Raw genomic sequence first — 22,170 nt, 5'->3', positions numbered from 1 at the left:
AAGGCAAAATCGGGGTTGCCTTTCTTTTTGCTTACTTTTTCTTTGGCAAAGCAAAGAAAAAGTAAGTCGCCATCGGCGAAAACCGATTTAAATTAGAACGAATATTTAAGTGTCGTATAATACGCCCGCCCAATCTCATTCGATTTACTCGCCGCACTATTGGTCACATAAATCCGCTTATTCAAAATGTTACTTACCCCAGCACGCACACTAAAGTCGCCCCATTTATAACCGATGCTCGCTCCCCAAACTCCATAGCTACCTAAGCGATCTTGTACAGTTTTATCTGAACCTGTGGCAGTATTAAAGTCCATATAACGCACTCCATTTGGACGAGATAATTGTTTGCCGTAACGGGTGTAAGTGGTGGCAAAATCAAAGTTATCTGTAACTTGATAGGTCAGCGTTGAACTAATCGTATATTTCGGCATTAAACTCAACGGGTTGCCCGTGGTCTTGTTCACACTTTTACGAATATAAGTAAAATTGGTGGAGAAATCTAATTTATCCGCAATCAACGGTAAATTTAAATAGCCCTCTAAACCCTCAACGGTGGCACGAGGAATGTTATCCCATTTATAAACCGTGGTACCAGCAGATTCACTAATTCTTGCACGTCGCCATTCAGGATTATAAACCGTAGCTAACACATTGGTATCGGCTTCAATTTTGTCACGATAGGCATTGTGATAGTAAGTCAAGCCTAGTTTATAACCTGCTTGATTGTGTAATTCAAAACCAATTTCTTTATTAAAGCTAGTTTCAGGTTTTAGATCTTTATTTCCCACCGTATAGCAAGAACCCACATCAGCTAAAGCACGTCCATTTACAGGGCAGTTATTTTGACGATTTGCTAATACGTAGTTTGGTGTGGATTGATATAGGTTAGGTGCTTTATAAGCACGTGCCAAACCACCTTTGATAGTTAAATAAGGATTGACATCATGACTAATATTTAGGCTTGGACTCCAGTTGACTTTAGATACTGAATGATAATCAAAACGAATCATTGGCGTGACTACAGTGCCTTGTTTAAAATCAATCACATCTTCAACAAAAAGACCATATTCACTGGCACTGGTTTCACCACCACGATTACCTTGTTCTAGCCAAGGAATCGTTCCTAAATTGAAGAAACCGTTGTTTACAAAATCATATTTCATTGAATCAGGATCATTTAATTTACTGTGGCTCGCTTCCATTCCAAGGGTAAATTTGTGATCAGCGTGCCATTCAAATGGAATAATCATTTCATGATTAAAACGATAGTTAGTTAACTTGCTATCAACAAAAGAATAATCGCTCCAAGAGCCTTCCGCCGAATAACCTAAACCTACTGGATAACGGCTATTTACCGTTTTATCAAATTGGAAGTAGGTTTTATTTTCACCCCAAGACCATTTCCCCTCATGAGTCAGAGCATAAACTTGACGATACACACGGTTGGTTTCTGCCCCTTGCATTGCTAACGTAGCAGCAGGAATGCTGGAAGATTCGGAATCACCACCAGCGTATAAATTTCCTTGACGGCTATAACTTGCGTCTAAGGTTAAGACTTGATCGGGGGTGATTTTCCAGCTTAAACGACCAGCAATATCTTTGTTGCGTACACCTTCACGAGCCGCATAATGTGTAGTAGAGGTGGTTCCATTGTTACTAGTAGTTACTGTTGGTGGATTGGCATCAATCGCATCTTGTTTGGTTTTATTCCAGCTACCATATAAACGGAAACCTAATACATCTTGCAGGATTGGACCGCTTAAATTAAAAGTCGCACGGTTGCTAGTGCCATATTTGCTATTTTCAGGTACATTTAAACTATAGGTGATACTGCCTTTTAATTTATCGGTAACAGGTTTAGTTTTGATATTTACCACACCACCCATCGCCCCATTACCATAGCGAGCAGCCTCGGTACCACGAATCACTTCAACCGATTCAATTTCTTCAATCGGCACCCATTTGCTGTCGCCCAAGGTATTACGCCCGTTATTACGTCCATAACGTGCTGATTGGCGAGAGGTGGCAGGTTTACCATCGATTAAAATCAGCGTGTTTTCTGCCCCCATACCACGCAAATCAATTTGGCGTTTATTGCCATATTGCCCTGTGGCACTGCCTGAATTGTAGGTGACACCTGGTTGATGACGAATTACATCAGCAATATCATTGACCGCAGGTTGTTTTTCAATGGCTTGACTGGTTACTGTAGTGTGACCTAGTGATTGTTGGGCTTGAGATGCGGTGGCAGAATGGCTTGGATCTTCAGCTGTGACGGAAATAGTATCAAGCTGTTGCGTTTCAGCAGTGGCATAGAGAGAGAAAAATGCTAGGCTGATAACAGATAGCTTGTGGCTGATAGTTTTGCTTTTAGACATGGAGTAATCCTTTTGGTTAGGTTATATATAAGAGTAGATAGCGTATTTTACTGGAAATTAACATTATGTAAACGTCTATATAAAGATTGTTTATTCCTTTGGCTAAATCGGTTAAACTATTTTTATTAATTTTTGCCCCCCATCCCCCTTCGGGGACTTCCCCCCGCAAGCAGGGGGGAAGGAAAGTATTTTCGCTCTGTGAAATTTAGGGACGGAAGATTGTGTAAATGTCATTACCTTTCGGGAATATTCCCCGCAAGCAGGGGGAAGGAAAGTATTTTCGCTCTGTGAAATTTAGGGACGGAAGATTGTGTAAATGTCATTACCTTTCGGGAATATCCCCTGTAAGCAGGGGAAAAGAAAGTATTTTCGTTCTGTGAAATTTTAGGAACAGAAGATTGTTTAAATTTCATTCCCTTTCGGGAATATCCCCTGTGAGCAGGGGAAAGGAAAGTATTTTCGTTCTGTGAAATTTTAGGAACAGAAGATTGTGTAATTTTCGCTCCCCCAGCTTGCGGGGGGAGCTGTCCGAATGACTGAGGGGGGCTTTGCCAATGTACCAATTAAATAACATACGAAACTATTAAAATGAAATATCGTTTATCTCTTTTTCTCTTATTTTGCCTACTGTTAGTCGGCATCTTAATTTCCCTTTCTGTGGGACGAATGTCTATTTCTCTTGAGAATGTTGTGGCTACCTTGTTAGGCAACAATACCAACGAAATTGAGAATAACGTCATTTTAATCCTAAGATTACCGCGAATTTTAACCGCACTTTTAGTCGGTGCTGGGCTTGCCATTGCTGGCGTGACCTATCAAGGTGTGTTTAAAAATCCGTTGGTTTCACCAGATTTATTGGGGGTATCAGGTGGTGCTTGTATCGGAGCGTCTATTGCGATTTTACTTGGGCTAGGGGCATTTTCTATTCAGGGGTTCGCTTTTATCGGTGGGATTATTGCCGTTACGCTAACCATGCTTGTACCAATATTAATGCGGCGAGATAGCATGATTATTTTAGTGTTAGCAGGGATTATTGTCGGTGGTTTTATGGGGGCAAGTTTAGGTTTAATCAAATATCTTGCTGATCCCGAAACGCAACTGGCAGATATTGTGTATTGGTCGTTAGGCAGTTTAACCAAGTCAAATTTTAAAAATTTGCTCGCCTTTTCTCCCATTATGATCCTTACCGCATTTGTGTTATTCCTACTTCGTTGGCGAATTAATTTGCTTTCATTGGGCGAACAACAAGCCAAACTGATTGGCGTGAATATCAAAATGGAACGCAATTTAATGATCTTATGTTCCACCTTGCTCACCGCTTCAGCCGTGTGTTTAAGTGGCACGATAGGTTGGATCGGCTTAGTCATTCCCCATTTGGCACGGCTTTTGATCGGTGATGATAATATTAAAACCTTACCATTAGCCGCCTTAATTGGGGCAATCTTTCTGTTATTGATCGATACCTTGGCAAGAAATCTTTATACGGAAGAAATTCCACTCGGGATTTTAACGGGCTTTATTGGTGCACCGTTTTTCGCATGGGTGCTAGTGAAACAGCGAATGGTGAAATAAGTGCGGTGCAAAAATGTTAAAAATTAAAAACTTATCCTTTCATCATGCCAAACAAGCGAGCTTGTTACAAAATATCAATTTGCATGTCAAGCAAGGGGAATTACTCACCATTCTTGGGGCGAACGGCACAGGAAAATCTACTTTATTGAACTGTATCGCAGGACTTCTGCAACCAAAGTGCGGTGAAATTTTATTAAATAATCGCAATTTGGCAGAATTAAGCCACAAGGAAATTGCCAAACATATTGCCTATGTATCGCAACAACCACCAGAAACTTATCAATATGCCGTGCGTGATTATGTGGTGCTAGGGCGAGCGGTGCATTTGAGCCTGTTCGATCAGCCGAGCGAACAGGATTTTGCTATTGTTGATGAAGCCTTAGCGAAATTAGGTATTTCGCATTTAAGCGACAAAATCTATATGCAACTTAGTGGCGGACAAAAACAGTTGGTGAATATTGCCAAAATTCTGGTACAACAACCGCAACTCATTTTATTTGATGAACCGACTTCAGCATTGGATTACGGCAATGTATTTAAAACCTTAACGCTGATTAAAGAATTGGCGGAACAAGGATTTTCGATCATTATGACCACCCACAACCCCGATCACCCAATGTTATTACAAAGCAAATTACCCAACAGCTTAGTCGCCATTTTAACCGACCAAGGCAATCTGCAAGTGGGCAAAACCCTTGATATTATTACTGAACAAAATCTCACCGCACTTTATCATACAGATCTACGCATGGTGAACGTGGCGGAATTAAACCGTAAAATTTGTGCAATAAAATCAATCTAATAAGGACTAAAAATGAAACTAAAAAAATGGCTTATCACCACAGTATTATCTCTGAGCTTAACGGCTAACATGGCTTTTGCCAAAACCATTACTGATGTAAAAGGCAAAATGGTAGAGATTCCCGACCAAGTAGAGCGTGTAGTGGATCTGTGGCACGCTAATAATCAAGTGGTGCTGTTACTGGGTGGAGCGGATAAATTAGTGGGGACGACCAATGTGATTAAAGCTAATCCGTGGTTTAATGCGGTGTATCCGAACATTAAAAATGTACCAGCGATTAATAGCCAAAATGGTGTGCAGTTAGAAGAGTTGTTGACTGCCAAGCCTGATGTGGTGTTGGTGTCCAATAAACCTGCTCAAGAAGAAGTGGAAAAAGCAGGGCTGAAAGCATTATTAATTGGTTTTCAGGATTTTGATGGCTTGAAGAAAACTGTTCGCATTACGGCTGACGTGTTAGGTGACAAAGCCCCAACCATTGCAGAAGACTATATTCAAGAATTAGATGCTAATATTCAGTTGGTGAATGAGCGGTTGAAAGACGTTCCACAGGAAAAACGCCCAAGTGTGATTCATATTTCCAACGGTTCGAACCTGTTTAAAATTGACGGTGGAAAGTCTATTATCGGTGAGTGGGTCAAATTAGCAGGTGGTCACAATGCCTTTGAAGATCAAGCCAATTTAGTAGAAGTGAATATTGAAGACGTGCTGAAAGCCAACCCCGATGTCATTATTGTGGGCAGTTCTAATGCGGATAAAGCGGTAGAGCAAATCAAGGCAGATCCCCTTTGGGCAAGTGTAAGTGCGGTGAAAAATGGTAAAGTTTTTGTTAATCCAACAGGTACATTCCCTTGGGATCGTTATAGCGGTGAAGAAGCCTTACAAATTCTATGGGCAGCCAAATTATTCCACCCAGCACAATTTGCTGATATTGATATGGTCGCGAAAACCCAACAGTTTTATAAAAAATATTATAATTATGAACTAAGCAAGGAAAATGCGGAGCAGATTTTAAAGGGACAGAATCCTGTGCAATAAGCAACTAAAAGTGGTTTGAGCGGATTTAAAGTCTAGCTATTCAATTAAGGGTTAAGTTTGGTGTTATAGGAAATTTAATCCTTAATTTTACTGGAGATATATTAGTTATTTCCCCAATAAAAAATTTTGCAAAATTTCTGCGGTAAATTCTTTGCGTAAATAAAATCCTAATGGCAAGGTATCAATCATTTCGCCATTTTTACCAATGCCTTTGGTGATTGCTCGACTATTTGCACCTTTGGGGCGGAGTTGTAATACATCACCTAATGTTCCATTAATTTGTGCGACTTTACCGAGTACAATGTAATCCATTAATTCTTCCCAATCTCGGCGTAATTGTTGCTCTTGCCGTGAGTTTGGTTGCCACAAAATTGGGCTACCAATATAACGCTCTGCCAGTGGAATTTGACGTTCGCCTTGCACGGGAATCCATAATACTTTGCTCAGTTTATGTTTAACGTGTGAATGTTGCCAATCTACACCTGAATTTTGTAATAATGGAGCAAGGCTGACAAAGGTGGTTTCTAGTGGATAACCGTTTGAATTAATCGGAATGGTTTTTAACTCAATACCTAAATGCACGAAATCTTGTTCAGGTTTACTGCCCGCTTTTGCCCCTAAAGCCGTTTCGATTAATTGACCTACCCAACCTTTATCTCGTTTTAAATCAGGGGGAACAATAATGCCTAGTTCTTCCGCCAATTCGGCAAAGGTTAAGCCAGCAATAGCATTGGCTCGTTGCAAAAGTTCTTGTTCAGTTTGTGGACTGTTGATATTTCTCATCTTAAAGTGCGGTGTATTTTTTCAATAATTTTTGTTTAACATATTCGACACCCTTATTGACATAAGGGATCTGTTCTAAATCTAATAAATAGCGTTTGGTGGGTAAGCCACCACCGAATCCCGTTAATTGGCGATCTTTGCCTAGCACACGATGACAAGGAATAATAATACTGATCGGATTGCGTCCCACTGCACCACCCACCGCTCGTACTGCTTTAGGGTTATTTATTTGTTGAGCTAATTCGCCATAGCTTAAATCTTTGCCATAGGGAATCTGACGTAATGCTTGCCAAATTTGTTGTTGAAATAACGTTCCTTTAGGTGCTAAAGGAATCTCTGCAAAGGTTTCTGGTTGACCTTGAAAATAACGTTCAAGTGCGGTGCAAATTTGTTGAAAAATCGGTAAATCAGGTTGATAGTGCCAGTTAGGATTTGGGGCAATTTGTTCAAGCTCAAAGTCTAAATGGGTGAGCCGATTATTTTCCGCTAAGATTAATAGTTTGCCAATGGGAGAAGCGTAATAGCAATAGTCGATCATGGTTATTCAATAAAAAAGGGCGTAAAAGTTACGCCCGATTATATGCTAATTTGTAATCAATTAGAAACGATAGTTTAAGTTTAAGCCGTAAAGGTTGGCAGTGGCTTTTACTTTCACATCAGTTACTACACCTGACTGTGTTTCTTTGAAATGGTTGTTGCTACCACGCAAGTGAGCAAAACCAACATCAACAGAAAGATCTGGGGTAAATCGATAGGTCGCCCCTACACTGTACCACATGCGATCGGTATCAGGAATTGAAATAGAATGATGATCGCCTGCAGCGGTTTCGTCATAAGCAATACCAGCACGCACGGTTAACGCATCAGTCGCATTATAAGTTGCACCAAGGGCTAAACGTGAACTATCACGATATTTTTCAGTTTTTTGGAATAATTCTTTACCTGAAGAACCTACCGCACGTAATTCTTTAAATTTAGACCATTCGGTATATTTCCAGCTATAGTGGAAAGCAAATTTATCGGTCACTTGATGGAAACCAGAGAATTCCCAGTAAGCAGGTAATGGTAAGGTTAATGAACCAGATTGATTGCCTTGCGATAAGCTATAAGCTGGAGCAATCATTAACGCATCACCAGCATCACTGTAATCACCTTCGAAATCAATATCAATTTTGGAATGATAAGCTAAACCAAAACGGCTTGTTTCTGTTACTTGCCACATTAAACCAGCGTTCCAACCAAAGCCCCATTCGTCCCCTTCAATTTTACGTAACACAGCAGATGATGGATTATTCGCAGCATTTCTAGCTGCTGCCAATGCGGCTCTAGCACCAGCAGTATTGCCTGCAGCGAAATATCGTTGAGCAGCGGTAAGATATGGTGTCGCATTTAAAGAACCTAAACGGCGTTCAACAGTTGCATCCGCATAAACTGCATTTACACCTAAACCTAAGGAAAGGCTGTCTAATATTTTATAAGATCCACTTAAATTCAAGTTTAATGCGGTTAGGTCGGTTTTCCCAGCAATAAAACCAGCCGAATAATTATCATCATATTCAGTGGCTAAACCATAGTTCACATTTAATCCACCGCCGACCGCAAATTTATCATTGAGCGGAGCAACAAAATAGATATTTGGAACCGCCGCACTTTTGGCGATGTTTTTGGCATTTGCATTGGTATCTGCTCCAGTGCCATATAATGTAGTTCCCTCAATATCAATATTCGGATCCACATAAATTGCACCTAGTGAAATTTCAGGACGTTTAAATAAACTCATTAATGCAGGATTAGTTGCTACCACACCAGCATTATCCGCAATAGCGGCTTCACCCGCATAAGCACGACCTAAACCAGAAGTTGAAATTTCAGCTAATTGAAATGCAGCAGCGTTAGCTGCACCAGTTGCTACTAATAAAGCAGAGGATAATAAGGTTTTTGTAAAAATATTTTTCATTGGTTTTCCTAGAGAATTATTAATAATTAACACATAAAGAAAAAAAGCAGTCGAATTCTAATGAACGGTTATAAATAGTTCAATCTTTTTTGCTAATAAACCATCTGTTCCGACCAGTAGTAAAAAATCACATTGTGTCATAAAATATTAGTGATAAAATCTGCTAAAACGATTTAACAAAGGGAAAAATATGTCAAATAATTTAATTCAACGCATTGAACAAAATAGTCGTTGTGGTTCAAAATCAAAAGCTGAAGGATTTTTCGATGGTTCTTCAAGTGCGGTGCAAATTTCACAATTTTTTGCTACCCAACAAGATGCAGAACAGGCTTTACAATATTTCATACAAAAAGCTAAACAAGTAGAAAGTGAGCCTTGTGAAATTTACAGTGAGATTCAACAAATTGACAATACGATAGTATTAAATATGCAAATTACTTTTTGTTGTGAAGTAGAAGCGGTGTTATTTCAGATGAAAATTTGATGTTATTATAATTTTTCGTGGTTTTTCATGCGAATTTGATCTAAAAAATTTTTTCAAAAAATATTGTAATATTTCAAATTATCGTGTTAAATCAGCACCAATTATAAGGTTTTTCTTTTTAGGTATTATTATGTGCCAATTATTAGGTATGAATTGCAATACTCCAACGGATATTGTGTTTTCTTTTGAGGGTTTTCGCCGCCGTGCAGGTTTAACCGATAGTCATTCAGATGGCTTTGGAATCGCTTTTTTTGAGGGCAAGGGAGTACGTATTTTTCGGGATAATCGTCCTGCCGCATTGTCGCCGATTGGTGATTGCGTAAAACAATATAACATAAAGTCATTAAACGTCATTGCACATATTCGTAAAGCAACGCAAGGGAGTGTAGATATTGAAAATACCCATCCTTTTATTCGTGAAATTTGGGGTGAAAATTGGGTGTTCGCTCATAATGGTAATTTGCATGATTTACCAGATATGACAGGTCGTTTTTGCCAGCCGATTGGTTCAACAGATTCTGAAGCCGCATTTTGTTATATGGCAGAATTCTTAAAAAACCGTTTTCGTCGTAAACCAGCAGAACAAGAAATTTTTGCTGCCGTGCAAGAAGTAACGGAATTTTTATCCCAACATGGTACCTTTAATTTTATCCTATCTAATGGTGAATGGATGATCGGGCATTGTGCAACTAATTTACATTATATTACTCGCCAAGCCCCTTTTGGCAAAGCTCAACGTATTGATGATGAAGGGGTAATTGATTTTAGTGAGTATGCTAAAGAGGGCGATAAAGTAACCATCATTACCACTTTTCCATTAACCAAAGATGAAAAATGGACAAAAATGCTCAGTGGTGGCTTTGTGTTTTTTAAAGATGGTGAATTGATTAAAGAAATTGTTGGGGTTGAGCGAGAAATGTTTGATGACGGCACTTTGGGTGATCGTCAGGTTAACGAGTGTTTATAACTTAGCACTGATTTTCTGGTTATCTTGATAATTACTACTCCATAGTATGAGCAACCCTACACGAAAGTGTAGGGTTAATTGTATGATTAATAAATAAACTTCGCTTATTTGCTTTTCAGTAATTTCATCTTTTATTTTGGTTCATCATTTTATCCTAATAAAATTCATATAGTATTGGCTAAAATCACAGATTGTGCCATAATCCACACTGTATTTCAGATTAGATAAATATTAAGGATAAACGATAGTGATCGATGCCGATGGCTACCGTCCGAATGTTGGCATTGTCATTTGTAATAATAAAGGACAAGTGTTGTGGGCAAAAAGGTACGGACAAAATTCGTGGCAATTTCCGCAAGGGGGGATCAATGATAATGAAACCCCCGAACAAGCAATGTATCGTGAATTGTATGAAGAAGTGGGTTTAAGCAAGCAAGATGTTCGTATCGTTTGCTCATCAAAACATTGGTTACGTTATAAATTGCCGAAACGCTTATTACGTCATGATAGCAAGCCGATGTGCATTGGACAGAAGCAAAAGTGGTTTTTATTGCAGTTGATGATTGATGAAAATACGATTGATATGAATTGTAGTAAAACCCCTGAATTTGATGGTTGGCGTTGGGTCAGTTTTTGGTATCCAGTGCGTCAGGTGGTATCTTTTAAACGTGAAGTCTATCGTAAAGCAATGAAAGAATTTGCACTTACTTTATTCGATCCACATAAACCAGATATGGTAGTAGTGAATCAAAAAAATGCACAAAGTGCGGTGCAAAATTCACTACAAAAAGAAACACTCAATAGAACCCCTTATTATCATAAATCTCAACACAACACCAAGAAAAAGCGGAGATAGTAATATGCTTTCATTTTTACTCATTTGCCTATTAGTCGGCTGTGTAGTCGGTTTTTTAGCAGGTCTATTTGGTATCGGTGGTGGTTTAGTCATTGTGCCTGTGTTGGTCTATTTGTTACCAATGATGGGTATTCCCGATCCGATGTTAATGTCGGTGGCATTAGGCACATCGTTTACCACGATTATTATTACGGGAGCATCTTCCGCCTATAATCATTACAAATCAGGCAACATTGTTTGGTCATCTTTAAAGATTTTCGCCCCCTCTATTATGGTAGCAACCTATTTAGCTAGTTTTTTTGTCAGCCAGCTACCAAAAGCCTATTCCAGTAAAATTTTTGCTTGCTTAGTGGTGTATTTAGCGATCAAAATGATCTTATCAGCCAAATCTAAAATGCAAAATAAACCGCTAACGACGCAATCCGCCATTATTGGTGGGGGATTGATTGGTATTGCTTCAAGTTTTGCTGGTATTGGTGGTGGCGGTTTTATTGTGCCATTTTTAAATGCTCGTGGTTATGAAATGAAACAAGCCATTGGTTCATCTTCGTTTTGTGGTATGTTACTGGCTATTTCAGGTTCATTAAGTTATATTTCAAGTGGTTGGAACCTAGACAGTATGCCAGAATGGTCGTTAGGTTATGTTTATCTACCAGCGGTATTAGGCATTACCTTAACATCTATGTTTACCACCAAGTTAGGGGTAATGGTGACGAACCGTTTACCTGTTGTTACGCTAAAACGTTGTTTTGCGGTATTTTTGATTTTTGTTGCATTAAAAATGCTCATTAGTTAATTTAAAAAGGAATTTATGCACGATTTTATTCATTTACCTTATATTGATCCCATTGCCTTTTCGCTCGGTCCTATCAGTTTACATTGGTATGGGATTATGTATTTATTGGGCTTTGGTTTTGCCTATTGGCTCGGTATGAAACGAGTAAAGCATTCGCAAGGCGATTGGAATACAGATCAATTTGATCAACTGTTATATAGCTGTTTTGCAGGCGTGATCTTAGGTGGTCGAGTTGGAGATGTTTTTTTCTATAGTTTTGATAAATTCCTACAGGATCCGTTATATTTATTTCGGATCTGGGAAGGCGGAATGTCTTTTCACGGTGGGTTAATCGGTGTGATTGTGGCAATGATTTGGGTATCATTCCGTCAAAAACGCAGTTTCTGGCAAACCGCTGATTTAATTGCACCTCTCGTACCATTTGGTTTAGGCTTGGGTCGTTTAGGTAATTTTATCAATAACGAACTCTGGGGACGACCAGTAGAAAATCTGGATACAGTACCTTGGGCAATGTTCCCTTATGGTTATCAAGGCGATATTCCATTGCACCCCTCTCAATTATATGAAGCCATTTTAGAGGGCGTGGTGTTATTTGCTATTTTAAATTTATTTATTCGTAAACCTCGTCCAACAGGATCAGTTTCTGGTTTATTTTTAATTGGTTATGGTTGTTTTCGCTTCTTGGTGGAATATGTGCGAGAAATCGATCATCACGTTAACTCCACAACAGATTTGATTACCCGTGGTCAATTACTTTCTTTACCTATGATTATTGGCGGAATTGCGATTATGGTTTGGGCATATCGCCGTTCTCATTCGGTGAAAAGTGCGGTGAAAAAATAAGGAATTTTGTATGCGACAATATTTAAATTTATGCCAACGCATTATTAATGAAGGGACTTGGATTGAGAACGAGCGAACAGGAAAACGTTGTTTAACCGTAATCAATGCCGATCTGGAATATGATGTAGCGAATAATCAATTTCCGATTATTACCACCCGAAAAAGTTATTGGAAAGCTGCCATTGCAGAATTTTTAGGTTATATCCGTGGTTATGATAATGCCGCCGATTTTCGCAAACTGGGAGCAAAAACTTGGGACGCTAATGCTAATGAAAATCAAGCATGGTTAAATAATCCGAACCGTAAAGGTACAGACGATATGGGGCGGGTTTACGGCGTACAAGGAAGACGTTGGCAAAAGCCGAACGGCGAAACCGTAGATCAGTTGCGTAAAATCGTCAATCATTTGAGCAAAGGCATTGATGATCGTGGTGAGATATTAACGTTCCTCAATCCTGGTGAAATTGATCTCGGTTGTTTACGCCCTTGTATGTACAATCATACCTTTTCTTTATTGGGTGACACGCTTTATTTAACCAGCTATCAGCGTTCTTGTGATGTACCGCTTGGATTAAATTTTAATCAAATTCAAGTATTTACTTTCTTAGCGTTAATGGCACAGATTACGGGCAAAAAAGCGGGTCGTGCCTATCACAAAATTGTGAATGCCCATATTTATGAAGATCAGCTAGCGTTGATGCGTGATGTGCAGTTAAAACGTGAACCGTTTCCATCGCCGAAATTAGAGATTAATCCTGATATTAAAAGTCTTGAAGATTTGGAAACTTGGGTGACGATGGATGATTTTAATGTGGTGGGGTATGAGTGTCATGAGCCGATTAAGTATCCGTTTAGTGTTTAACATGCCTAGCACTGACGTACTAGGTTAAGTATGATATCGCTACTCCGTAGCGAGATGATAGATAAGATGCGGAGCATCGTTAATTGCGTAACCCTGTACGAGAGTGCAGGGTGAAAAATATTATGACCCAAACTGAACTCGACCAACACTTCATCACCCACGCCCTAACACTTGCTCAAAAAGCTCAAGAGGCAGGTGAAATTCCCATTGGTGCCGTTTTAGTAGATGAAAATAACCACATCATCGGTGAGGGCTGGAATCAATCCATTACCAACAACGATCCCACTGCTCATGCCGAAATAATCGCATTGCGTCAGGGGGCGGAAACTATCCAAAATTATCGTTTATTAAATACAACTCTCTATGTTACCTTAGAGCCTTGTACCATGTGTGCAGGAGCTATTTTACATAGTCGCATTAAACGCCTCGTTTTTGGAGCTTATGATTACAAAACGGGAGCAGTAGGATCACGTTTTCATTTCTTTGATGATTATAAAATGAACCATGTTTTGGCAATTACAGGGGGGATTTTAGCGGAAAAGTGCGGTGAAAAATTGAGTGATTTTTTTAGACAACGACGTGAACAGAAGAAACAGCAAAAATTAACCCAATCAATACGTTAATCTGCCTTTAATATTCCATCATTTCAGCGTATAATGCGTGCGTTCCTGTGTGTTAATTTTAGATTAATACGATCTCTTTTATTTAAATTTATAAATTGGTAAAAATATGTCAGAACAAGTTGATTACAAAAATACCTTAAACCTGCCTGAAACAGGTTTTCCAATGCGTGGGGATTTGGCTAAGCGTGAACCAGCCATGTTAAAAAATTGGTACGATAAGAATCTTTACGGCAAAATCCGTCAAGCGGGCAAAGGCAAAAAAACCTTTATTTTGCATGATGGTCCTCCCTATGCCAACGGGACGATTCATATCGGGCATGCGGTGAATAAAATCTTAAAGGATATGATTGTCAAATCCAAAACCTCTTTGGGTTATGATTCGCCTTATATCCCTGGTTGGGACTGTCATGGTTTGCCGATTGAGTTAAAAGTAGAAGCCTTAGTGGGTAAGCCGAATCAAAAAGTGACGGCGGCAGAATTTCGTGAAGAATGTCGTAAATACGCCCGTGAACAGGTGGAGGGGCAGAAAAAAGATTTTATCCGTTTGGGCGTAATTGGCGATTGGGATAATCCTTATTTAACCATGAACTTTACTACCGAAGCCAATATTATCCGTGCTTTCGGTAAAGCGGTGGCGAACGGGCATTTGTACAAAGGGGCAAAACCTGTGTATTGGTGTTTGGATTGTGCCTCTTCGCTTTCCGAAGCGGAAGTGGAATATGAGGATAAAACCTCACCGTCTATTTATGTGAAATTCCAAGCTGCCGATGAAAGTGCGGTGGAAAAAGCCTTTAATTTGAGCGAAAAAGGCTCAGGCAAATTATCAGCGGTGATTTGGACGACGACCCCTTGGACCATTCCATCCAATAAAGCCATTGCGTTAAACGCAGAATTTGACTATCAAGTAGTGCAATTCGGTGACGAACGTTTAATTTTGGCTAAAGAATTGGTCGAATCTGTGGCGAAAGCCATTGGGGTAGAAAATTGGAAAGTGCTTGGTTCCGCCAAAGGTTCAGAGCTTGAACTATTGCCATTCAATCACCCGTTTTATGCTTACCAAGTGCCGTTTATTTTAGGCGAACACGTTACCCTTGATGGCGGTACGGGGCTGGTGCATACCGCTCCCGATCATGGTCAGGACGACTATGTAATCGCCCGTCAATATAATATTGGTATGGCGGGTTTGGTTGGTAATGACGGTAAATTTATTAGCACGACTGAATTTTTTGCAGGGCTTGGCGTGTTTGAAGCTAACGGCAAAGTGCTGGAAAAATTAGAAGAAGTTGGTGCGTTACTCAAATTGGAAAAAATCCGTCACAGCTATCCGCATTGTTGGCGACACAAAACCCCTGTGATTTTCCGTGCGACACCACAATGGTTTATCGGTATGGAAGTGAAAGGATTACGTCAACAGGCGTTAAGTGAAATCAAAAAAGTACGTTGGATTCCAGATTGGGGTCAAGCCCGTATTGAAAAAATGGTGGAAAACCGCCCAGACTGGTGTATCTCACGTCAACGTACTTGGGGTGTGCCAGTGGCGTTATTTATTCATAACGAAACCGAACAATTGCATCCACGTACCCAAGAATTAATTGAGCAAGTAGCAAAATTGGTGGAACAAAAAGGCATTCAGGCTTGGTGGGATCTCGATCCAAAAGATTTACTTGGTGACGATGCGACAAATTATCACAAAGTACCTGATACCCTTGATGTGTGGTTTGATTCTGGATCAACCTATTCTTCGGTCGCACCGTTCCGCCCTGAATTTCACGGCAATGAACCTGATATGTATCTTGAAGGTTCGGATCAACACCGCGGTTGGTTTATGTCGTCTTTAATGCTTTCGACCGCCACGGATAACAAAGCCCCGTATAAACAAGTGTTGACGCACGGTTTCACGGTGGACGGTCAAGGTCGCAAGATGTCGAAATCTATCGGTAATATTGTCACCCCACAACAGGTGATGGACAAATTCGGTGGTGATATTTTACGTCTTTGGGTAGCTTCTACTGATTACACAGGTGAAATGACCGTTTCTGATGAGATTTTAAAACGTGCTGCCGACAGCTATCGCCGTATTCGCAACACCGCTCGTTTTTTATTGGCAAACTTAAACGGTTTTGATCCAACACGGGATTTAGTCAAACCTGAAGAAATGATTTCTTTAGACCGTTGGGCAGTGGATTGTGCCTTGCAGGCACAAAATGAAATTAAAGACAATTATGACAACTATCAATTCCATGCCGTGGTGCAACGTTTGATGAAATTCTGTTCGATCGAAATGGGTTCATTCTATTTGGATATTATCAAAGACCGTCAATACACCACCAAAGCGGACAGTCTTGCCCGCCGTAGCTGTCAGACTGCTTTATGGCATATTGCCGAAGCCTTAGTGCGTTGGATTGCCCCGATTTTATCCTTTACTGCCGATGAAATCTGGCACTATATTCCAGGTGAACGCAGCGAATTTGTATTTACCGAAGAATTTTATGACGGCTTATTTGCGTTAGACTCAAATGAACAATTTGATGACGCTTACTGGCAACAAATTTTAACAGTGCGTGATGAAATCAACCGTGTGTTAGAAACCGCCCGTAACGACAAAATAATCGGCGGTGGCTTGGAAGCAGAAGTGACGATTTTTGCCAATGAAGAATACGCACGTTTACTTGCAAAACTCGGCAATGAATTACGTTTCGTAACGATTACCTCAAAAGCAGATGTTAAACCATTGGCAACAGCCGATGTCGCTGAGGGCGAAGTAAAAGGCTTGGCAATCAAAGTCATTCGTTCCGCTAACCACAAATGCCCACGCTGCTGGCACTATTCCGACAGCCCGACAGAAAATACTCTCTGTTCACGCTGCGAAGAAAACGTCAACGGCAACGGCGAAGTGAGAAAATTTGCGTAGTAGTCGTAGCTAAGATATTCCCCGTCTGAACCGCCTGAGCGTTTTGGTATTTTTAGCTAAATTTTGCCTGTCTGAGCGAAGCGAGTTCAAAATTTAGCGTGAAGAAAATACCAAATAAGCGAAGAAAAGCGGTGAAGTCGGGGTGTGTTTTTCTTTGCCTACTTTCTTTTGCACAAGCAAAAGAAAGTACGGTCGCCCAGCGGGCGAAATACGAACTTATTAAAAGCAAAGAAAAAGTAAATCGCCAACAGCGAAACCCGATTTAAATTAAAATCAACCAAATTTATAAAAAACAAAATAATGACATCAAAACAAAACAAAAACGGCTTACCCTACCTCTGGCTCGCACTCTTCGCCTTTATCGCCGATCTTGCGACCAAATACATCATCGTAGAAAATTTCCAACTCTACGAAAGCATCAACATACTCCCAATTTTTAACCTAACCTACGCCCGCAACACAGGGGCAGCGTTTAGTTTTTTAGCCGATCACAGTGGTTGGCAAAAATACTTTTTTATTGGGCTAGCATTAACCATTTCTGCCATATTAATTTATTTTCTGCAAAAAAACACCGCACTTCAAAAGTTACAAAATTCTGCTTATGCCCTGATTATTGGCGGAGCATTAGGTAATATGGTGGATCGCATGTATCACGGTTTCGTGGTCGATTTTTTGGATTTTTATTGGCAAGATTGGCATTATCCCGTGTTTAATGTGGCGGATATTGCTATCTGTGTGGGGGCAGGGTTGTTGGTACTGGATGCCTTAAAAAATGGTGAACATAAAAAGAGCGAGAAAAAAGCGTGAAAATCATTTTAGCCAACCCGAGAGGATTCTGTGCGGGCGTTGACCGAGCGATTAGCATTGTTGAACTTGCGTTAGAAATTCATGGGGCACCGATTTACGTACGTCACGAAGTGGTACATAACCGTTTTGTCGTCAATGGATTGCGGGAACGTGGGGCAATTTTTGTCGAAGAATTGGACGAAGTGCCAGATGGTTCGATTGTGATTTTCTCTGCTCATGGCGTATCGCAGGCGGTACGGCAGGAAGCCAAACGCCGAAATCTGAGAGTATTTGATGCCACTTGCCCATTGGTCACCAAAGTCCACATGCAAGTGGCTCGTGCCAGTAAAAAAGGCACCAAAGCTATTTTAATCGGACACCAAGGACACCCCGAAGTGCAAGGTACAATGGGGCAATATAGTAATGATGACGGCGGTATTTTCCTTGTGGAAGATGTGGAAGATATTGCTAAACTCAAATTGCATGACAATGAAGATCTCACCTTTATGACCCAAACCACACTGTCTATTGATGATACCGCAGATGTGATTGAGGCGTTAAAACAAAAATATCCGAGTATTCAAGGTCCTCGTAAAAATGATATTTGCTATGCGACCACCAATCGTCAGCAGGCGGTGCGAGATTTAGCCGAGCAATCGGATTTGGTAATTGTGGTCGGTTCCAAAAATTCCTCTAATTCAAATCGTTTAGCTGAGTTATCTAATAGAATGGGAACACCTGCGAAATTACTTGATGATGCGACCGATATTGATCCTGAATGGTTAAAAGGTGTTGAAACCATCGGCTTAACGGCTGGTGCTTCTGCTCCCGAAGTGTTGGTACAATCGGTGATTAGTCGTTTGAAAGAGCTGGGCGTAACAGAAGTGGAAGAACTACAAGGCTGTGAAGAAAATACGGTTTTTGAAGTGCCTAAAGAGTTGCGGATTAAGGAAGTGAGTTAGAACTAGAAAAGTGCGGTAAAAAATACCGCACTTTTGGGGTTAGCATTACAAAATATCCAACAATTCCACTTCAAACACCAATACACTAAACGGTGGAATGGATTGACCTGCACCACGTTCACCGTAGGCAAGATTATGTGGAATAGTTAACCGCCATTTTGAGCCTACAGGCATTAACTGGAGAGCTTCTGTCCAACCAGCAATAACACCACTTACAGGGAATTCCGCTGGAGTACCACGTACCACAGAGCTATCGAAGGTAGTACCATCAATCAGTTTGCCAGTGTAATGTACACGTACACTGTCTTGGCGAGTAGGTTTATTGCCATTGCCTTGATTTAATACTTCATATTGTAAGCCTGTTTCAGTGACTTTTACATTATCTTTTTTGGCATTTTCCACTAAGAATGCACGACCTTCGTCTTCAATTTGTTTAAATTGTGCATTTGCCACTTCTTGTGCTTGTTGTTGAATTTGTTGTAAAGCTGTAGTGACTTCACTTAAATCTATGGCTGGTTTATTTTGATTTAATACATCATAAATACCCTTGGCAACAGCTTCCGCAGAAACTTGCATACCACTATCAGCAAGCTGTTGACCAATTTGTAAACCGATACCATAACCGCCTTTTTCAGCAGTTGTTACTAATTTTACTGAGTCAAAAATTGACATAGATTTTCCTTTTTTATGAATTTTATGAATTGATTATTTTTTATAAGCGAGAACTTGACCAACTCGGGTTACAGCATCCACATCTAAGTTGTCAGCTAAACGGACTTTATTGGATTGAAATAAATTAATGACGGTTGAACCGAGTTGAAATGCACCCATTTCTTGACCTTTCTGAAGTTTCATTGCGTTTTCGCCTTCGTAAGTCCAAGTTTTTACTTCATTAGGACGTGGCGGTGTGATGATACCAGCCCAAGCGGTACTAATGCTAGCGGTAATGGTTGCTCCCACTAAAATTTGGATCATTTTACCAAATTCAGTATCAAACACACAAATAACACGTTCATTACGAGCTAATAAGTTAGGAACATGGGTATTTAAGAATGGATTAACCGAGAATAAATCTCCTGGGACATAAATCATTTTGCGTAAGGTAGCGTTACAAGGCATGTGGACGCGGTGGTAATCACTGGGTGATAAATACGTGGTAGCGAACTCACCATTTTTAAATTCATTGACTAATTCTTGATCTTCCGCTAACAGATCATTTAAGCTAAAAAAGTGACCTTTTGCCTGTAATAATAAATTATCAGAAATACGCCCACATTGGCTAATTTTGCCATCAGCAGGTAAGCACAGTGTAGAGGCATCTTGATTGATTTGTCGAGCATTTTCTGACAAGGAACGAATAAAAAATTCATTGAAGCTCTCGTAAGCATGAAATTCAGTTTTAGTTGCTTCTTGCATATTTACTTTGTATTTCTTAGCAAATAATTTAATCGCAAAGTGAGTTACCGCCCCCCATTTTTGCTTGGCAAACCACCCTGCTAATTGCGTTAGATAAAGTTGTGGCATAACGTACTGAAAAGCAATTTTCACACGCTGCCAATAGGTTAATTGATTCATAAATTCATTTTCCTTAAATAATAAATAATCACTCCATTTTAATTATAGCATTAATCTTTAAATTTAGGTTAAATTGAGTAACTGGTTTAATAAGTAGATACAATTAAATTAAATTTTCATTAGATTATCGACTTTTCGCAGAAAAAATGATAATTTTCTTTGACTAATTGGCGATCAAAAGGTAATATTCGCACCCTATGCAAAAGGTAAAACTACCCCTAACGACAGATCCTGTTAAAGATGCCCAACGAAGACTTGATTATGATGGCTATTATGCCGCTAGTCAGCTTGAACGTCTGAATGAGTCTGTAGTAAAAGTGCTTGGTGATGCACTGGTGACATTATCGTTTTTCATTGATCCGCAAAAGTTGGTAGTAATGAAAGGTCATGCAACAGTTGATGTCGAACTCGAGTGTCAACGTTGTGAACAACCTTTTGTACAAACACTAAGCTGTGATTTCTGTTATAGCCCAGTGGCTAATTTGGATCGAGCCGATGAATTACCCGAAATTTATGAACCAATTGAATTTAATCAATTTGGTGAAATAGATTTACTTGGTACGATTGAAGATGAATTTATTTTGTCTTTACCTATCGTTCCAATGCATTCATCTGAACACTGTGAAGTGTCCGTAGCGGAACAGGTATTTGGTGAATTGCCAGAAGAATTGGCAAAAAAACCGAACCCGTTCTCTGTATTAGCTAGTTTAAAGCAAAAGTAAATTTAGGAGATAAGCCCGTGGCTGTTCAACAAAATAAAAAATCTCGTTCACGTCGTGATATGCGTCGCTCTCACGATGCCTTGACTACTGCTGCAGTATCAGTTGATAAAGCAAGTGGTGAAACTCATTTACGTCATCACGTTACTGCTGACGGTTTCTACCGTGGTCGTAAAGTGATCAATAAGTAATTGCTGTTATAAGGTAATAACTTGAGTCGTCTAACCCTTGCGTTAGATGTGATGGGCGGGGACATTGGTCCCCGTATTACTATCCCCGCATCGTTGAAAGCATTGGAAAATGATCCAATGCTATCTTTGCTATTGTTTGGCGATAGCCAACAGATTGCTCCTTTTCTCGTCAATGCTCCGAAAGCATTAGTTGAACGTCTAACTATTTATCATACCTCGCATCAAATTGAGAATGATCAAGGTTTAACCTATGCCTTACGTCATAGTAGGGGAAGTTCGATGCGATTAGCGATTGAAGCCGTGCAAAAAGGGGAGGCACAAGGGTGTGTTAGTGCTGGAAATACCGCAGCATTAATGGGTTTATCGAAAGTCATTTTACAACCTTTAAAGGGAATTCAGCGTCCAGCGTTACTGGCATTATTGCCTACCATTGATGGTAAGCGGTCGGTAATGTTAGATCTTGGAGCAAATATTGATTGTGATGCAGAAAATTTATATCAATTTGCCTTAATGGGATCGATTTTTGCTGAAAATCAGTTAAACTTAGTATATCCACGAATTGCTTTATTAAATATTGGTGTAGAAGCAATTAAAGGTCATCAATCCATTCGCGTTGCCGCAGAAATGTTGGAAAAAGACACCGCACTTAATTATATTGGTTTTATTGAGGGCAATTATTTACTCAATGGCAATGCTGATGTGATTGTGAGTGATGGTTTTGCTGGTAATATTGCGTTAAAGACCCTTGAGGGGGCGGCGAAAAATGTGATTGGTTTACTAAAGGGAAAATCACGTAATCATTTATTAAAACCGTTATTTAATTGGTTGATGAGTCGATTATTTAAAGATAGTTACCAACGCTTAAAAAGTATTAATCCTGATCAATACAATGGGGCATCTTTAATTGGATTAACTTCCGTGGTGGTGAAAAGCCACGGTAGTGCCAATGTAGAGGCATTTGATAATGCAATTAAAGATGCGGCATTACAGGTTCGCCAACAAATTCCACAGAAGATTTTGGCTGGATTAGAAAAATATTAGCCTTAAAAGATTAACAAATTATAAAAG

General features: G+C 39.8%; 22 protein-coding genes. 16 read left to right on the top strand and 6 right to left on the bottom strand.

The window, feature by feature from the left end; translation table 11 throughout:
- Nucleotides 1–92: 92 nt before the first annotated feature.
- The gene (locus O1Q80_RS09815; RefSeq protein WP_386694789.1) at nt 93–2,378 is read right to left on the bottom strand and encodes a FepA family TonB-dependent siderophore receptor; all 2,286 of its coding nucleotides are present in this window, start codon (nt 2,376–2,378) and stop codon (nt 93–95) included.
- A 588-nt stretch (nt 2,379–2,966) separates the two neighbouring features.
- On the opposite strand from O1Q80_RS09815, the gene O1Q80_RS09810 reads away from it, so the two are divergent.
- Genes O1Q80_RS09810 through O1Q80_RS09800 form a run of 3 tightly spaced genes read left to right on the top strand, consistent with a single transcriptional unit; the run spans nt 2,967 to nt 5,787 of the window.
- Nucleotides 2,967–3,950 (top strand): FecCD family ABC transporter permease, encoded by a 984-nt coding sequence (locus tag O1Q80_RS09810; RefSeq protein WP_386694787.1) that lies wholly within the window; start codon nt 2,967–2,969, stop codon nt 3,948–3,950.
- A gap of 13 nt (nt 3,951–3,963) precedes the next feature.
- Nucleotides 3,964–4,752 (top strand): ABC transporter ATP-binding protein, encoded by a 789-nt coding sequence (locus O1Q80_RS09805; RefSeq protein ID WP_386694785.1) that lies wholly within the window; start codon nt 3,964–3,966, stop codon nt 4,750–4,752.
- A 12-nt stretch (nt 4,753–4,764) separates the two neighbouring features.
- Entirely contained in the window at nt 4,765–5,787 is a 1,023-nt protein-coding gene (locus O1Q80_RS09800) for an ABC transporter substrate-binding protein (RefSeq protein WP_386694783.1), read from the top strand.
- 105 nt (nt 5,788–5,892) lie between these two features.
- On the opposite strand, the gene mutH is transcribed toward O1Q80_RS09800, so the two are convergent.
- From mutH to O1Q80_RS09785, 3 genes are read right to left on the bottom strand one after another with little or no spacing between them, the layout of a single operon-like run.
- Entirely contained in the window at nt 5,893–6,570 is a 678-nt protein-coding gene (gene mutH / locus O1Q80_RS09795) for a DNA mismatch repair endonuclease MutH (protein WP_386694781.1), read from the bottom strand.
- A gap of 1 nt (nt 6,571) precedes the next feature.
- A complete protein-coding gene (locus O1Q80_RS09790; protein ID WP_386696189.1) occupies nt 6,572–7,114 on the bottom strand; it encodes a methylated-DNA--[protein]-cysteine S-methyltransferase in 543 nt (180 codons plus the stop codon).
- 54 nt (nt 7,115–7,168) lie between these two features.
- On the bottom strand, nt 7,169–8,527 hold the full coding sequence (locus tag O1Q80_RS09785) for an outer membrane protein transport protein (RefSeq protein WP_386694780.1): 1,359 nt from the start codon (nt 8,525–8,527) through the stop codon (nt 7,169–7,171).
- Nucleotides 8,528–8,717: 190 nt separating this feature from the next.
- On the opposite strand from O1Q80_RS09785, the gene O1Q80_RS09780 reads away from it, so the two are divergent.
- From O1Q80_RS09780 to ispH, 10 genes are all read left to right on the top strand, one after another.
- Nucleotides 8,718–9,011, top strand: coding sequence for a YfcZ/YiiS family protein (locus O1Q80_RS09780; protein ID WP_386694778.1), 294 nt, complete (start codon nt 8,718–8,720; stop codon nt 9,009–9,011).
- A gap of 130 nt (nt 9,012–9,141) precedes the next feature.
- Nucleotides 9,142–9,978 (top strand): class II glutamine amidotransferase, encoded by an 837-nt coding sequence (locus O1Q80_RS09775; protein WP_386694776.1) that lies wholly within the window; start codon nt 9,142–9,144, stop codon nt 9,976–9,978.
- Nucleotides 9,979–10,225: 247 nt separating this feature from the next.
- Nucleotides 10,226–10,834: an RNA pyrophosphohydrolase gene (gene rppH, locus O1Q80_RS09770; RefSeq protein ID WP_386694775.1), complete on the top strand. Its 609-nt coding sequence runs from the start codon at nt 10,226–10,228 to the stop codon at nt 10,832–10,834.
- 4 nt (nt 10,835–10,838) lie between these two features.
- On the top strand, nt 10,839–11,630 hold the full coding sequence (locus O1Q80_RS09765) for a sulfite exporter TauE/SafE family protein (RefSeq protein ID WP_386687393.1): 792 nt from the start codon (nt 10,839–10,841) through the stop codon (nt 11,628–11,630).
- A gap of 15 nt (nt 11,631–11,645) precedes the next feature.
- Entirely contained in the window at nt 11,646–12,473 is an 828-nt protein-coding gene (gene lgt, locus O1Q80_RS09760; RefSeq protein WP_386694773.1) for a prolipoprotein diacylglyceryl transferase, read from the top strand.
- A 10-nt stretch (nt 12,474–12,483) separates the two neighbouring features.
- On the top strand, nt 12,484–13,335 hold the full coding sequence (locus O1Q80_RS09755; protein WP_386694771.1) for a thymidylate synthase: 852 nt from the start codon (nt 12,484–12,486) through the stop codon (nt 13,333–13,335).
- A 122-nt stretch (nt 13,336–13,457) separates the two neighbouring features.
- Entirely contained in the window at nt 13,458–13,958 is a 501-nt protein-coding gene (gene tadA, locus O1Q80_RS09750; protein WP_386694769.1) for a tRNA adenosine(34) deaminase TadA, read from the top strand.
- Between the two features lie 106 nt (nt 13,959–14,064).
- Nucleotides 14,065–16,869, top strand: a complete 2,805-nt coding sequence (gene ileS / locus O1Q80_RS09745; RefSeq protein ID WP_386694768.1) for an isoleucine--tRNA ligase — start codon at nt 14,065–14,067, stop codon at nt 16,867–16,869.
- Nucleotides 16,870–17,169: 300 nt separating this feature from the next.
- Nucleotides 17,170–17,676 carry a signal peptidase II gene (gene lspA / locus O1Q80_RS09740; protein ID WP_386687383.1) on the top strand — a complete coding sequence of 169 codons (507 nt, stop codon included), beginning with the start codon at nt 17,170–17,172 and terminating at the stop codon, nt 17,674–17,676.
- Nucleotides 17,673–18,617 (top strand): 4-hydroxy-3-methylbut-2-enyl diphosphate reductase, encoded by a 945-nt coding sequence (gene ispH, locus O1Q80_RS09735; RefSeq protein WP_386687381.1) that lies wholly within the window; start codon nt 17,673–17,675, stop codon nt 18,615–18,617. Before lspA ends, ispH begins: the two co-directional genes overlap by 4 nt.
- Before the next feature lie 45 nt (nt 18,618–18,662).
- Here ispH and O1Q80_RS09730 read toward each other — a convergent pair whose 3' ends face one another.
- On the bottom strand, nt 18,663–19,289 hold the full coding sequence (locus O1Q80_RS09730) for an FKBP-type peptidyl-prolyl cis-trans isomerase (RefSeq protein ID WP_386694766.1): 627 nt from the start codon (nt 19,287–19,289) through the stop codon (nt 18,663–18,665).
- A gap of 33 nt (nt 19,290–19,322) precedes the next feature.
- Nucleotides 19,323–20,192 (bottom strand): archaetidylserine decarboxylase, encoded by an 870-nt coding sequence (gene asd / locus O1Q80_RS09725; RefSeq protein WP_386694764.1) that lies wholly within the window; start codon nt 20,190–20,192, stop codon nt 19,323–19,325.
- Between the two features lie 197 nt (nt 20,193–20,389).
- Here asd and yceD point away from each other — a divergent pair, with 197 nt between their 5' ends.
- Genes yceD through plsX form a run of 3 tightly spaced genes read left to right on the top strand, consistent with a single transcriptional unit; the run spans nt 20,390 to nt 22,143 of the window.
- Nucleotides 20,390–20,914, top strand: a complete 525-nt coding sequence (gene yceD / locus O1Q80_RS09720) for a 23S rRNA accumulation protein YceD (RefSeq protein WP_386694763.1) — start codon at nt 20,390–20,392, stop codon at nt 20,912–20,914.
- 17 nt (nt 20,915–20,931) lie between these two features.
- Entirely contained in the window at nt 20,932–21,102 is a 171-nt protein-coding gene (rpmF, locus tag O1Q80_RS09715) for a 50S ribosomal protein L32 (protein ID WP_132302023.1), read from the top strand.
- Nucleotides 21,103–21,123: 21 nt separating this feature from the next.
- On the top strand, nt 21,124–22,143 hold the full coding sequence (plsX, locus tag O1Q80_RS09710) for a phosphate acyltransferase PlsX (RefSeq protein ID WP_386694762.1): 1,020 nt from the start codon (nt 21,124–21,126) through the stop codon (nt 22,141–22,143).
- Nucleotides 22,144–22,170 lie beyond the last annotated feature (27 nt).

It is taken from the genome of Lonepinella sp. MS14435 (assembly GCF_042485795.1).
Taxonomy (GTDB): Bacteria; Pseudomonadota; Gammaproteobacteria; order Enterobacterales; family Pasteurellaceae; genus Lonepinella.
This window is presented reverse-complemented; position numbering and strand designations above follow the sequence as displayed.

Bases quoted from the DNA above. Each gene is read 5' to 3' on its own strand.
- O1Q80_RS09730 (WP_386694766.1), bottom strand. From the start codon at position 19,289: ATGTCAATTTTTGACTCAGTAAAATTAGTAACAACTGCTGAAAAAGGC.
- lspA (WP_386687383.1), top strand. From the start codon at position 17,170: ATGACATCAAAACAAAACAAAAACGGCTTACCCTACCTCTGGCTCGCA.
- yceD (WP_386694763.1), top strand. From the start codon at position 20,390: ATGCAAAAGGTAAAACTACCCCTAACGACAGATCCTGTTAAAGATGCC.
- O1Q80_RS09755 (WP_386694771.1), top strand. From the start codon at position 12,484: ATGCGACAATATTTAAATTTATGCCAACGCATTATTAATGAAGGGACT.
- O1Q80_RS09785 (WP_386694780.1), bottom strand. From the start codon at position 8,527: ATGAAAAATATTTTTACAAAAACCTTATTATCCTCTGCTTTATTAGTA.
- O1Q80_RS09780 (WP_386694778.1), top strand. From the start codon at position 8,718: ATGTCAAATAATTTAATTCAACGCATTGAACAAAATAGTCGTTGTGGT.
- asd (WP_386694764.1), bottom strand. From the start codon at position 20,192: ATGAATCAATTAACCTATTGGCAGCGTGTGAAAATTGCTTTTCAGTAC.
- ileS (WP_386694768.1), top strand. From the start codon at position 14,065: ATGTCAGAACAAGTTGATTACAAAAATACCTTAAACCTGCCTGAAACA.
- O1Q80_RS09775 (WP_386694776.1), top strand. From the start codon at position 9,142: ATGTGCCAATTATTAGGTATGAATTGCAATACTCCAACGGATATTGTG.
- O1Q80_RS09800 (WP_386694783.1), top strand. From the start codon at position 4,765: ATGAAACTAAAAAAATGGCTTATCACCACAGTATTATCTCTGAGCTTA.
- O1Q80_RS09815 (WP_386694789.1), bottom strand. From the start codon at position 2,378: ATGTCTAAAAGCAAAACTATCAGCCACAAGCTATCTGTTATCAGCCTA.
- O1Q80_RS09810 (WP_386694787.1), top strand. From the start codon at position 2,967: ATGAAATATCGTTTATCTCTTTTTCTCTTATTTTGCCTACTGTTAGTC.
- tadA (WP_386694769.1), top strand. From the start codon at position 13,458: ATGACCCAAACTGAACTCGACCAACACTTCATCACCCACGCCCTAACA.
- mutH (WP_386694781.1), bottom strand. From the start codon at position 6,570: ATGAGAAATATCAACAGTCCACAAACTGAACAAGAACTTTTGCAACGA.
- O1Q80_RS09765 (WP_386687393.1), top strand. From the start codon at position 10,839: ATGCTTTCATTTTTACTCATTTGCCTATTAGTCGGCTGTGTAGTCGGT.
- O1Q80_RS09805 (WP_386694785.1), top strand. From the start codon at position 3,964: ATGTTAAAAATTAAAAACTTATCCTTTCATCATGCCAAACAAGCGAGC.
- lgt (WP_386694773.1), top strand. From the start codon at position 11,646: ATGCACGATTTTATTCATTTACCTTATATTGATCCCATTGCCTTTTCG.